This window comes from Acinetobacter sp. V91_7, assembly GCF_031799075.1.
GTDB classification, from domain to species: domain Bacteria; phylum Pseudomonadota; class Gammaproteobacteria; order Pseudomonadales; family Moraxellaceae; genus Acinetobacter; species Acinetobacter calcoaceticus.
On sequence record NZ_JAVQNT010000045.1, the window covers coordinates 226,065 to 239,510 of the forward strand.

Genomic DNA, 13,446 nt, shown 5'->3' on the forward strand with positions numbered 1-13,446 from the left:
AAATGAATATTTGCATTCAAATTGAAGACTACATAAGTCCTTTTGCATCACAATTGCCAAAAGTTGAAACCGAAGATCTAATTTATGTTGAAAAATATGAATCTGATTCTTATGACCATTGGATGTTTGGTAGTGATTCTAATTCCTTAATTGGCAAGGTTAATAGTCATACATTAACTGTTCAGAATGGCGCAACTGTACAACCTTCTTATGGTGATAATTATGTTGATCTTAGTGTGAAAGGTGGTAATGCTCTCATTTCACAATTGCTTGATTCTAGTGTCACAGGTTTTACTTTATCTGGTTTAGTTAAACCTAGAACATCAGAGCTTTCAACGCTTATGGGGGTTTTAGGTGCTAGTAGTACATCTGATGGATTTGGGCTTTTTACTGTAGGTGAAAAGTTATATGCAACAATTCGTCCTCAAGTGTCATCTTGGGATGTTGGAATAGTCTTAGATCCAGCCATGCCAGTATTTACTTCTATCTCGATTAATAAAACCGCAGGAACCGCGGTTTTTTGTGCGTATCAAGATGGTATGTTTTACTCAAAGGAAACAGGCAATCTTTCCTATGTAAATTCAAATTTACCCCTATCGATTGGTAATAATCGTTACGCATCTTCAGTCAATTCTACTACCCAACACTTTGAATCAATTATCCATACAAAAGCGCTTACCGTTTCTCAAATACAAGCATTGGCGCAACGTATGAAGGTTAGACAAGAGCATCGTGGGGTAATATTTTAAGAAATGAAAAACCTTGAAGCAGTAGAAGAAGCGCTTACTTGGTTGGGCACACCTTACCACCACCAAGGTCGTGTTAAAGGGGTTGGGGTAGACTGTGGAACTTTGATTTGTGAGGTCTACGAGAAAGTCGGCCTTATGGATCATTTAGATCCGCGACCATATCCACCAGACTGGCACCTGCATCAGATGGGGCAGCGTTATTTAGAACTTATCTTAGGTGTGTGTGATCCGATAGAAGGACCACCACAACCGGGTGACATCGTTTTATATCAATTTGGCAAGTGCATTAGTCATGGTGCAATTGTCATCGAGTGGCCGCAGGTCATTCACAGTTATCTCCATCAGGGAGTGATTATCCAAGATGGAACTAAAGGAAGTTTAGCCCGCCGTATAACGGGCTTTTTTCGTATGAAGAGGCTGAAAAAATAATGGGTGGATTATTTGGCGGTACCACGATTAGTACTACTGATACCCGTATCAACTCTATGCGGATTCAACAATCAGCTTATGGGCTATGTCAGCCATTGGTATATGGAAAAACCCGTGTAGCGGCCAACATGTTTTGGTACGGTGATTTCTTGGCTACGCCTCACACTACGGTTGAGAAATCAGGCGGCAAGGGTGGGAGCACTAAAACAAGCAATACAACATTTAGTTATAGTGCTTCGCTCATGCTTGGGCTATGTGAGAACCAGATTAAGAAGATTGGTTTGATATGGGTTGATAAGGACCAGTACATTCCCAAACAAGAAGGTTCTATTACCTTAGATCCAATCGATCAGTTAAAGTTTGAATTATACGATGGAAATAATAACCCGCCTTGGGGCTGGTTAGTTTCAAAACATCCAGATCAGGCAATTAACTATCCCTTTTTGGGATATGTGGCATGCGCCAATTATGAGATGGGGAATAGCGCCAGTCTTTCAAATCATAACTTTGAAGTGATTAGCACTATTACATTGTCAGAAACTATTGATGATGCAAACCCCGCAGATGTAATTGAAGACTTTATTACACATCCTCGGCACGGCGCAGCACCTAATTTAAACATGGCTGATTTAGAAGAGTTCCGTACTTATTGCAGAGCTGCCAATCTTTTAATCAGCCCAGCCTTTACAGAGCAACGAGCAGCCTATGAAACAATCAACGAGATTGTAGAAGCTGTAAATTGTGCCGTGGTACCAAGCCCAGATGGATTAAAAATTAGATCCTTTGGCGATTCTGCAATTACAGGGAACGGTGTAACTTTTACACCAGATCTCACGCCGGTTTATCACCTAACGGATGATGATTTCATTAGTGATGATGAGCCGGTACGAGTACGCCGTAGCCGTGATACTGATGCTTATAATCATGTGCAGATTGAATACATCAACCGATACAATCAGTACAACACAGAAACGACTGAAGCCAAGGACCAAGCAAATATTGAGATGTTTGATTTAAGGACAGAGGATCCCGTCGAAAGCCATTATTTTTGTGAGCCTAAAATAGCCCGGCATGCGGCGCAGCTTCGCTTACAACGATTGCTGTATGTGCGTAATGAATACGAGTTTACCTTAGGTTGGAAGTACTGCCGGTTAGAGCCTATGGATATCGTCACTATCACAGATGAAGCATTAGGCTTAGATCAATTTCCTGTACGTATTACACGTATTGAGGAAGATGAGTTCGGTGAATTAACTATCACGGCTGAGGAACTTGCCGTAGGTTCAAGATCTGCCATTGAATATGAATCACAAGCCTCTAATGGCTATCAGGGTGGTAATGAAGAACCAGGTAATGTGAATGCGCCTGCTATTTTTGAACCTCCACTAGATCTAACAGATGGCAAGAATCAAGTTTGGGTTGCGGTGTCTGGTGGTATCAATTGGGGCGGTGCCAATGTTTGGGCCAGTCTTGATAACACGACCTACGAAATGATCGGAACTATTTACGGATCTGCACGATACGGCCAATTGGTTACAGCTATTGATGCAGATCATACCGCTTTACAAGTAGAGTTAAATACAGCAAGTCGTATCTTCAGCGGGACATTAGAAGATGCTCAAGCCGATCAAACTCTTTGTAAAGTCGGTGACGAGTATTTTAATTATCAAGTAGCCACGTTAAATGGATCTGGCCTTTATACGTTAAGTGATGTTCTGCGTGGACGTTTTGATGATGCTCAGATTCATAATGCTGGTGAGCCATTTGTGCGTTTAGATAGAGCTATTTTTGAGTATGAATTTAATGAGAATCTGGTCGGAAAACAGATCTTCTTAAAGTTCACTAGCTTTAATGGTCTTGAGCGTAAAGAACAAACTTTAGATGAGGTAACAGCTTATAGCTATACATTATCTGGTGGACGTCCTTCGGGTGTTAAGGGGTTATCACTTCAATCGCCGTTTGTTGGTACCACCTTCAAAGTTCAATGGCAAAGCTCAACCGGTGCAGATGGCTATCGTGTACAGGTCTGGTCGAATGGTGCAATGATTCGGCAAGTTGATACAACTAACACGGATTACAGCTATTCGATTGAAGAGGCTAAAACTGATGGTATAGGCCGAGCGTATACAATACGTGTTGCAAGTAAGAACGGCGACCAGATCAGCACCTATGCTGAATTAAGTATTAGCAATCCAGTGCCGCCAGTACTTCTAAATGTTTATACAACTGCTACGGTTGATTCTATTACAGTGAATTGGGTACCTAGCGAAGTTCCTGATTTGAAAGATTATGCAGTATGGCTAAGCCCTACCCCTAATTTTGATCCTACACAAATGCCGCCAACGTGGACCAGCACAGATTTAACAACTACTTTTGGAGGATTACAACCAACAACCCCATATTACATTCGTGTCGCTGTATGTGACGTATGGGAAAACACAGTCTGGAACTATACAAATCAGATTACTCAAAGTACTTCTGAAGGTTAATTTAAATTATTTACTTAGCACCCAAACGGGTGCTTTTTTATTGAGTATATTTGGTGAATAACTGTAGTTTTTTAAATTAACTCAATCTCAATGTGATATTTGAAAAAAGAGCTTTATCTCTGTTAATAAATAGGTAATTAAAAATGGATGTAATGGAAAGTATTAGTGAATTGTTGAATATTCAAAATCCTGTAAATGGTCAAACCGTTTATGTGAAGTCTTACCATAGTGGTTTAGCGATTGGAGGAGGCCATTTTATATATGATTCTAGTAAAGCTGGACAAAAAGATGATGTAGTTGTATTTAATGGATGGGTTCGTCAATTTATAAGTCAGAAGGAATATGATGCAACGTGGGGCGGGGCGATCCCTAACGGTGTATCTGATGCGACAAATGGAATCCAAAAAGTTTTAAATATTATGCCGGCTTATTCAAATTTAAACTTTCCAGTGGGAACGTTTCTAATTAATACAATTAAAATAAAGCAGCTTGGCATTCGATTTATTGGAAAAGACCGCATAAATACAGTTCTAAAATTTAGAGTAGTTAACGATTGTATAAAAATAAAAGAAGCATGTGGATTTCATCATCTTAGTATTATTGGAACTGGCGTATTTAATCATGATGTATTAATTCTTGATGAAAAAGATCACAATAGAGCAGATGTAGATGTAGATATAAATGATTGCTATTTATCAGAATCTCAATACGCAATTCGAATTTTTGGACGTGGAGTTATAGTTGATAATAGTTCTTTTTTTAACATTCGTATTGCATGGCTAGATTTAGAATTTCCTGCACAAGATGTTTTTGAGCCTGGTCCTTTCAATAATATGAATGCCAGACAAGGTATGAGGGGTTATATTTTTAGAAATAATCGTAACCATTATTCACCTTGTTATATTGTTAAGAATATAGGCTGGAATTCAGAGAATGCCAAAGGTTTCTTGATAACTGGGAATCAGCTGGAAGGTGGGAGTCGTTTAATTTTTGGTGCTTGTCGAGAGGCGACAATCTCGGGAAATGTTTCCTATCATCGGACGGCAGATTGGAAATATATCGAGGCTACATCTTTGCAAGATCTTGTAATTTCGGGAAATACATTTTATCAATATGAAGATTCAGATTTCCCGGAAACTCCAGACTCAGGCGAGTTTATAACTATTAACAAGTTTGCTAAGAATATTACGATTACCTCCAATAATTTCAAACGTATTGGCCAGAGTCTAGTGCGTATTTATACTGATTCAAATACGTTGAACTCAAACATTACTATCAAAAATAATCATTATGAACAATGCTTTAGTTCAGATGCACCATTGTTACATATGCAAAGTGGTAAATTTGACCAAGTAGAAGTTGAGGAAATTTTATCTGCTCCGAATGATACTTGGATAGCTGTAACACGTAACGCGGGGCTTTCTGTAATAAATCATCTGATAAAAGTGAGTGCTATTGGTAGTTCCTTTATTCATAACTTATCAAGAGCAGTAAGTTTGAGCTCTACTTATAAGCAAGGAGTCTATGTTGGAACAGGGAGTAATACAACAAAGGAGCTACTGATTGGTTATGAGCCGAGATTACTAAAAATTCAGGCCAGTGACGGAACGGTTTGTTTATTACCTTATGGAACAAGTTCAATGGCTAATGGTATAACTAGTGTGAATATAAATGGAACTGCGACACTAACAGGAAACGCTAACAAAGAGAATGTCATATATTTCTGGGAGGCTTCATAACGGTAACAAAATTAATAGTTAAGCCTTTCAAATAATTGTTTTTTTTAATTTAATAATGAGGTTTTTATCTCACTACTTAAAACCAAGCCCTTTGCTTCATTAGCTTAGGGCTTTTTTATTATCTAAATTTTCTGGAGAAGTAAATGGAACCAGTTTCCACTAGCGGTTTAACAGCACTATTAAAATTTTATGGGGCAGCAATTATGGTGACTTTAGCGGTTGCTTTGGTTGCAGCAGTTGTATTAATGACACGTATGCCACGCTCACCTCAAGAGTGGGCAGTGGGCTTGATCTGTACAGTTGTATCAAGTCTGGCGGGCGGCTCATTCATTATTGTGAAGTGGGGCCTTCATGAATGGATTACTGATGTTTGGGGAATGATGGCACTCGGTGGTTTCTTCTTCGTTTGCGGTATTCCTGGGTGGGCTTTAGTCAGATGGACCTTTAACTTCATTAATAAACAAGAAGGAAAGACGATTATTGAAGTAATCAAAGAAGTTAAGAAAGCCAGAAATGATATCGAAAACAGTTAATGCCGCCGAAAGGCGGTTTTTTATTATCTAAAGGATACTGAAATGAAATTTATCAATTTACAGAAGTCACTTGGTGTGGCAGTTGACGGGAAGATAGGGCGCGGAACTCTTACAGCATTATTTAAGAAACTTGGCACAAATCAAAGTCGAGCTGAAGAGCTGGCATTAGCAGCTAACGTACACTTCAAAGATTATGCGATTCTCTACAATGAGTTGCGCTTTGCCCACTTCATTGCACAGCTTGCACATGAATCAGGTAATTTTCGATACATGGAAGAAATAGCAAGCGGGGCAGCTTATGAAGGTCGTAAAGATCTAGGCAATATTATGGCTGGTGATGGCATTCGCTTTAAGGGCCGTGGACCGATCCAGTTGACTGGACGCGCTAACTACCAGCAGTATGGTCGAGCATTGGGCATTGATTTTGAATCACATCCCGAACTTGTCGCTATACCTAGTATCGGCTTACTTGTTGCTTGTAAATTCTGGACTAATAATGGATTGAATGAGCTTGCTGATCGTGATGATATTTTGACTATCACGCGCCGTATCAATGGTGGCACAAATGGCTTAGATGATCGTAAATCCAATCTTGCTAAAATTAAAAGTTGGATGTCATGAAAGCTTTAGTATTGCTGTGCATTCTGCTATCAGGATGCACAGCTCATACGATCAATAATAATGTTACTGTGGGTATCTGTATAAAAGCTATTTAGGAAATAACCAAAGTTTTGATATATTTAATAGGAATATTTAGAGCAGACAAAATATGAAAATATTTGCATTAATTTTTTCAATTCTTTGGGTTATTTCTGTTAGCGTAATTTTGTATTTTAAGGTAACCCTTTGGGGACTTGATGCTAATAATCTTAGCCTTATTCTTTCAGCATTTTATGCTCTCATAACATCTGTTTTGTACTTTTATCCTTCTAGTGAGGCTACAATTAAGCAAACAGCTAATGCTGATAACAAAAGCACAATTACTCAAGTCGGAAGAGATTATAAGGATAAGTGATTTAATGGAGATATTTAGAATGGGTGATAAAGTAGAGCAAACAGCTGAAGCTAAAGATGAAAGCACAATTAATCAAGCAGGGCGTGATATCAACAATCACTATGGTCCAAAAATGTATGAGATTATTCAAACCATTGACTACCAAGTAAGTCGTCAGTTTGAAGGCCTTCTTCATAAACATGCACCAGCATTAATCCAAAATGAAATGCGAAAAGTTGAAGCATCTGTTAATAATTTTAAAGCGACAATGAGTTCAAGATTATCCGAACAATTTGAAACATTAAAAAGTTCATTAAATGAAGACTTGGCTGGTGAAAAATTAATTAAAGGTGTTGCTGATTCAAATTTTCAATATTTATTCCAAGATAGTTTGGAACAAGTTATACGCAAAAAAGAGCAAGCCCCACAAGAAGTTTTAGTTGAATTACTTATAAATAAAATTACCTCAGATAACGACACTGACTATTTGATAGAAGAAGCTATTGAAGTTTTAAAGTCACTAAATAAGAATCATGTAAATTTTATATTGTTAACAGGCATAATTATTCATGAACTTAGTTATAATTATGAGCGAATGGATTTAACTCCAGAGTTGGTAAGTCGCTATAAAATGATTGCTCTTTTCCAAATTAAATGGATACTAAATTATTTTTTGAAATTAGAGCCAACTTCTATTGATTTTGAATACCTTGATTATAAAGGTTTAATTGATAAAAATAAAACTTATGTAAAAATTAATTCATTCGTTGATTCAATTGTTGAAAATTTTATCCCTAGTAATCTTAAAAATGAGTTAAATATACAAAATTCTGAAATAATTGATATTTTTATACCTGAATTATATTTGGTTTTAAATGGTTTTGGTCTTGAGCATCCTTATAAATTTAAAGTTTTAAGTAAAATTTCTAATGTAATCTTTGAAAAATATAAAGGCAGTTTAATAATGTCTATTGAAAGATTTAAGGAATTAAATAAAGTTGAAGGGAATGAAAGAAATAATTTAGTTACAAAAGAACTTCTAACCAGAGGAATCACTAATCTATATTAACTATCTATAGCTTACTTTATTATTGTTATTAACTGATCCCAAAGAAATGGATTTCTACTTAATTTATCTCTACTCATGGACCAGTTTCGATTGGGAATAAAACATGGTCCGACTCCTATTTTTTTCTTTCCAAACTTGCTATGGATACCATCCATTGCTTGCATCAAACATTCCTTTTTCTCTATGTGCTCAAAGTCGGTTAAGAGGTCATAAGTATGGCCAGACTTGGGCTCAAGACCTGTCAGCACTACTCCACATTTTTTATATTTAATTCCTTCCTTATAGATTTCATTTAACATCCTTGTCGCTGCTTTGACAAAATCTAATGCGCAGTCAGTCGGTTCTGAAAAAGATCCTGTAATAGATTTATTGTAAAAGGGCACATTGGGATCAAAAGGATTTGACTGTACAAAAGCAATCATACATCCACATAGCAGGCCTTCATCACGAAGTCTTTTACACGCATCTTGAGCATACATAGAGATAGCTTCTTTTAGATCCGTTAGTTCAGTTACACGACCACCGAAAGACCTTGAAGCGACAATTTGCTTTTTTGATGGGGGAGTGTGTTCAATCTCAATGCATAATCTTGTACTTCATCCAAAGTATCAAATAAATGTTTGCTTAGCCAACTATAATGCATGGTTCGATTATAGCGCTCAATATACGCATTCTGCTGTGGTTTACATGGTTGAATATTTTACACTTTTAAATAAAAATATTTACTCATAATAAATCCTTACAAAAATATAGATTATAAATATAAAAATAAATGTATGCTTTTTGAGCAATTATTAGAAGTCTTTAATTTTGATTTAATAGATTGCAAGAAGTCTTAAAACTAATTAGTTTATAAAATTGATTAATGTTAAATATTTTAGATACAAATATTTTATTAATTAAAGTCTTATAAACACATTATATTTATTAATAAATTTTTAAAGAACTCTAATTTTGTAAATATATAAGGCACTTAGAGCTTATGTGAAGTGTAAAAATAATTGCTCATAACTTCCTAATAAGGAGATTCAATTGTGATCAAACATTATTCTAATATTATTGTTGGTGGTGGTCCTGCTGGACTTAATCTAGCGCTTGAGTTTGATAAGAGAGGTATTGATTATCTTTTACTTGAAGCTAGCCCAACAGTAGGAGGCCAGTGGGATAAATTACCTGTATGCGGACAACTAATTTCCCTTAATAAAAAATATGTGCCTGGAGATGCACATACTTATCGAATGCGCTACGATTGGCATACACTTAGTACTATAAGTGCTGAAGATGTAAAAAAAGATCCAAATTTATTGTTTACAGAATGGACTTCTGAACATTGGCCATCAGCAAGGACTTACAAAAAATATCTTCAATATGTTGCTAAAGCCATGGGGCTAATGCCCTCAATACTTACAAATTCAAGAGTTAGAAACATATCAAAAAAAGAAGGAAAATTTTTTATCAATGTATCAGATACACTGAGCTTTTCTGCTGATAGAATTTTTTGTGGTACTGGAAGATCAGAGCCTATTATTCCAGATATTAAAGGATTAACAGATGATACATATACTTTATATGAAAATTTTGATCCAGATACAGCAAATGTGAAATATAGAAATAAAATTGTAGCAGTACTTGGGCGTGGTAACTCTGCTTTTGAGATCGCACATTATTTAGTTGATATAACAGCTGAAACAAGAGTAATGACACGATCCTTACCAAAGTTTGCACGTCAAACACATAACGTACACGATATACGTGGACAAGTATCTGATGTTTTTGACTTGATGCAGTTAAAGTCAAATAACAATATTGTTAGTGACCGTATTGTTGAAGTGAGTCGAATTACAAGTGGTAAAGATGAGGGGAGATTGCTTATTCAATATGAAACACCTTGCCCCCATTGGAACCCTCCTCGTTGGCTGTGGAGGACAGGTATTATTGATGAAATAATTATATGTTGTGGTTTTAACTACACAATGTCCGACATTTTTGACATGGAGACAGTTAAGCCTGAATGCGATGAAAGAGATAAATATTGTTTGCTCAGTTCATCGTGGGAATCAGTTAATATACCTAATTTATATTTTATTGGTGCTCCAACTCGTATTAATGATCCTGATGCTGCTTCAGGCTTTGTTCATGGATTTAGATGCAATATTCAGGCATTAGGACATATTATTGCAGAATTATACCATGACATGCCTTTAAAGCCTGTCTTTGAATGTGAAATATCTATCAATAATCCCTCAGATGGAATTGACTCGCTCTCTACATTCTTGGTAGGAATGGTTAGTACTACAATGCCTTTATTCGAACTTTACAGCTATTTTGGAAGTATGATCACCTTTGAGAAAAAGGATACTGAAAATTATTTAGCTCAAGTTTGGCCGGCATTTCCTCGTAAATACAACCAAGAGCGATGGAAGGGCGTTAATAAACGGATTGAAGTTGTTTTTGAGTATGGCTTTTCTCGTTATGGCAATGGAGAAATTCCTACACATTATTTTACGCTTCCAGCTGATCACTTTGATACATCAAAAAGCGCATACATCCACCCAGTTTTTCATGTATATCAAAATGAAGTTGAGCTAGAAGAATTTCACATGCAAGAAAGTCTCATAGGACGTTGGGATCTAGATGATTATGTGGATAAAGAGACTAATGTTGACCAATATAAGAATGTGGCATTTAATGCATGTTCTTGTGCTCTTGGGTTGGAAATACGGAGAAGTATATTACCAGTTTATGAAGAGTTTATAGACGAATGCTACCCTCTAATGACAGCAGATGAAATTTCTGAAGCGCTAAGTATTCAGCCAACATTAGCACTGTTATCAGATACTTCACAATAACAGGTAAGAAGTTGATATTAAGCATTATATATCAACTTCTTAAGTAAATTCTTATGCTGTGATATCCGCTATCGCAGCATTAAGTTTAGAGAGTCTTAACAAATAACATTTTTGATTAAAATAAATTCTAGAAGTGGGAATTTTAGCTGAAGATAGATTCATACATATTTTATAGTTTTAACAGGTTAATAATAGAGGATTAGACTTAATGATAATTCATACTCCATCTAGTGGTTTAGTAGGATTGATCATCACTAGTTCCATACTTATCGCTATTCCTGGTCCAAGTATTATGTTCTTTATCAGTCAAGTCTTAACAGAAGGGAGAAGTAATGCATTACGAAGTGTTATAGGAAATGCTATAGGCATGTTTTGTGTTGCAGTTATTTTATCCCTGGGAATTGGTTCGCTGATTTTAAAGTCAAATATTATTTTGTCTGGAATTAAGATATTAGGAGTAATCATACTTTTATTGATTGGTATTCAGTATATTAAGGCATCTTCTAAAGCAATCATATCTAATACCAGATCAGATTCAAAAAATAGTCAGAAGTCTGTGACAGCGGGGATAATCGTTGGAATGACTAACCCCAAAGCTTTCATTATGTTTGGAGTAATTGTTCCGAGTTTTTTAAGTGATGATTTTGTTAATCCAACTTATAGTTTAATGATTTACTCGCTTGTACCTATAATATTAGGTATCTTTATTGATTGTATATGGGTAGCTGTTGCTCATATCATCAGTAGCCGTTTTTTTTCCAATACTGAAGGTATGAGAACAGTGAATCTTGTGGGTGGTATTTTAATTATCCTTATGGCTTTAATTTTGGCTTGGGAAACAATTTCTGATTTATAAAAATAAGGGTTGTAACTATCGTATGGGATTCAAACCACCTTAAACGTTCACAAGTTTTTAATTATTTATATCAACAGCTATTAGATTTTTACCAACCTTCATGATTGTCTTAAAAAATCTTGTGATTATACTCTAAAGAATTTATTCAGTAACGGGTTGAGTTGTGCAATGATATTTTTTGCAGTTCTGCGATATTGTGATTTTCGATTCTAATGAGGTCGCAACCTGCTTCTTTATAGAATGGTTCACCATACTTAATTGTGTGCTCGATATAAAAATAGACTCAATATTTCATTTGCTAATTCTCAAATTTTCATTAAGTGATTTAATATTTAGGACCACCTTAATCAGTCCAACTATTCACAATTTCTGCTTATAATAATATTGTTATGCTCAACCCATTTTTCTTTCATATTCCTTATTGATTTTTGTTCAAAGTAGAATCTGTTTTTAATCAAAGCTTTTGAAACGTCAGATAACACAACATTTTCAATCATATTCATAGCTTTGCGAAGATCATCAAATGTCACTTGGACATATCCATCGGTTACATCATTATCATCATCACCAACTGTGTGATTAATAAGTTTTTTAATTGTGTAACTACCAATCGCTAGACTATTTGCGATTGTTCCGAAGGTTCTACGCAAGTCATGAAATGTAAATTGAATGCCAGTTGTTTCAGTTATCGTATAACGGGCTTCACGCTTATCAACGATATGTGAATCAAGCGTATCACCAGCGAAAACGTATTTATTATTGCCAGCAAGTTTTTTTCGTTCTGCCAAAATATACCAAAGCATTTCTCCCATCGGTAGGAGAAGGTCTTCATGATTTTTGGGATCCTGAATTTTTATAGTTCCATATTTTAAATCAACATTTGTCCATTCCAGTGTTTCACCTTCTTCTCTACGGAATCCGGTAAGGATCAAGAGGAGTAAGAAGTCCTGATTTGTGTATGCACGATGATTTAGATTTTGGTTGCCTGACCACCAAGTCGCACATACAGCAAGTGACCAGTCATGTATCTGGTCTGCTCGAATATATCCCTTACGACGTTTTATCTTGTTCCATTTCTTCTCTTTATAAATAACCCCAACAGGGCTTTTTTCAGTAATAATTTTTTCATCATTATCATTATATAGAATTGAGGCATTGAAGTTGTAGACAGCTGATAAAAACTTCATTGCAAGATTTGCCTGAGCCAAACTTCGCTCAGATAAATCCATATGCTTGTTTAAAGTCATTTTCTGAGAAATTTCAGTAATTTTTATGCTTTTCCAATCTTTAAAGTAATCATTGGCACATCGGTCATAAGCATCAATCGTATTAGCGCTTAACTTCTTTTTACTTTTGTAGACTTCATAGGCTTGTTCAAGCGTTGGGATTAATTCATTTGCTTCTTTTTCGGATTTAAAGTCATTCTTTAATTGTCTTTTTTGAGCAACTGGATCAATGCCTTGGTGCATCATTAACAATATTTTTTTAGCTTCTGTACGTGCTTGCTCAAGAGTATATACACCATGTTTACCAATGGACTTCCTTTTGTTTCGGCCATCGGGCATTCTCGTTTCAACAAAATAGGTTTTCGACTTTGTTGCAATTAAACCAAAACCAATAGTAACTGAGTCACGATAAAATTTACTTCCCGTTTCTTCGAGGGGAATGCTATCGATAAATGTTTTTGTAAGCTTATATCTTTGGCTCATGGTGATTTAAAAGTACGAAACGATACGCAG

At 35.8% G+C, this 13,446-nt stretch carries 11 protein-coding genes and 2 pseudogenes; 10 read left to right on the top strand and 3 right to left on the bottom strand.

Annotated elements, in window-relative coordinates:
• Window positions 1-2: 2 nt before the first annotated feature.
• From RMB03_RS20775 to RMB03_RS20810, 8 genes are all read left to right on the top strand, one after another.
• Complete coding sequence (locus RMB03_RS20775) at window positions 3-749, top strand: hypothetical protein (protein WP_311077439.1); 747 nt, start codon at window positions 3-5, stop codon at window positions 747-749.
• Window positions 750-752: 3 nt separating this feature from the next.
• Window positions 753-1,178, top strand: coding sequence for an NlpC/P60 family protein (locus RMB03_RS20780; protein WP_311077440.1), 426 nt, complete (start codon window positions 753-755; stop codon window positions 1,176-1,178).
• Window positions 1,178-3,667 (top strand): phage tail protein, encoded by a 2,490-nt coding sequence (locus RMB03_RS20785; protein WP_311077441.1) that lies wholly within the window; start codon window positions 1,178-1,180, stop codon window positions 3,665-3,667. Before RMB03_RS20780 ends, RMB03_RS20785 begins: the two co-directional genes overlap by 1 nt.
• A gap of 143 nt (window positions 3,668-3,810) precedes the next feature.
• Window positions 3,811-5,406 (top strand): hypothetical protein, encoded by a 1,596-nt coding sequence (locus RMB03_RS20790; RefSeq protein WP_311077442.1) that lies wholly within the window; start codon window positions 3,811-3,813, stop codon window positions 5,404-5,406.
• Window positions 5,407-5,549: 143 nt separating this feature from the next.
• Window positions 5,550-5,939: a hypothetical protein gene (locus RMB03_RS20795; RefSeq protein WP_057094863.1), complete on the top strand. Its 390-nt coding sequence runs from the start codon at window positions 5,550-5,552 to the stop codon at window positions 5,937-5,939.
• 42 nt (window positions 5,940-5,981) lie between these two features.
• Window positions 5,982-6,560 carry a glycoside hydrolase family 19 protein gene (locus RMB03_RS20800; RefSeq protein ID WP_311077443.1) on the top strand — a complete coding sequence of 193 codons (579 nt, stop codon included), beginning with the start codon at window positions 5,982-5,984 and terminating at the stop codon, window positions 6,558-6,560.
• A 148-nt stretch (window positions 6,561-6,708) separates the two neighbouring features.
• Window positions 6,709-6,954 (top strand): hypothetical protein, encoded by a 246-nt coding sequence (locus RMB03_RS20805; RefSeq protein WP_174757691.1) that lies wholly within the window; start codon window positions 6,709-6,711, stop codon window positions 6,952-6,954.
• A gap of 19 nt (window positions 6,955-6,973) precedes the next feature.
• Window positions 6,974-8,002, top strand: a complete 1,029-nt coding sequence (locus RMB03_RS20810) for an LPO_1073/Vpar_1526 family protein (protein ID WP_311077444.1) — start codon at window positions 6,974-6,976, stop codon at window positions 8,000-8,002.
• An 11-nt stretch (window positions 8,003-8,013) separates the two neighbouring features.
• Here the strand turns inward: RMB03_RS20810 and RMB03_RS20815 are convergent.
• Together RMB03_RS20815 and RMB03_RS21110 are read right to left on the bottom strand one after the other, a co-directional pair.
• Window positions 8,014-8,586, bottom strand: a pseudogene (locus RMB03_RS20815) (DUF4113 domain-containing protein); the annotation flags it as partial.
• Window positions 8,514-8,699: pseudogene (locus RMB03_RS21110) on the bottom strand (integrase core domain-containing protein); the annotation flags it as partial. The pseudogenes RMB03_RS21110 and RMB03_RS20815, both read right to left, overlap by 73 nt.
• Before the next feature lie 337 nt (window positions 8,700-9,036).
• Here RMB03_RS21110 and RMB03_RS20825 point away from each other — a divergent pair.
• Together RMB03_RS20825 and RMB03_RS20830 are read left to right on the top strand one after the other, a co-directional pair.
• Window positions 9,037-10,851, top strand: coding sequence for an NAD(P)-binding domain-containing protein (locus tag RMB03_RS20825; protein WP_311077445.1), 1,815 nt, complete (start codon window positions 9,037-9,039; stop codon window positions 10,849-10,851).
• Window positions 10,852-11,059: 208 nt separating this feature from the next.
• Complete coding sequence (locus RMB03_RS20830; protein ID WP_311077446.1) at window positions 11,060-11,707, top strand: LysE family transporter; 648 nt, start codon at window positions 11,060-11,062, stop codon at window positions 11,705-11,707.
• Between the two features lie 356 nt (window positions 11,708-12,063).
• On the opposite strand, the gene RMB03_RS20835 is transcribed toward RMB03_RS20830, so the two are convergent.
• Window positions 12,064-13,416 carry an integrase family protein gene (locus RMB03_RS20835; RefSeq protein WP_311077447.1) on the bottom strand — a complete coding sequence of 451 codons (1,353 nt, stop codon included), beginning with the start codon at window positions 13,414-13,416 and terminating at the stop codon, window positions 12,064-12,066.
• Between the last annotated feature and the right edge of the window lie 30 nt (window positions 13,417-13,446).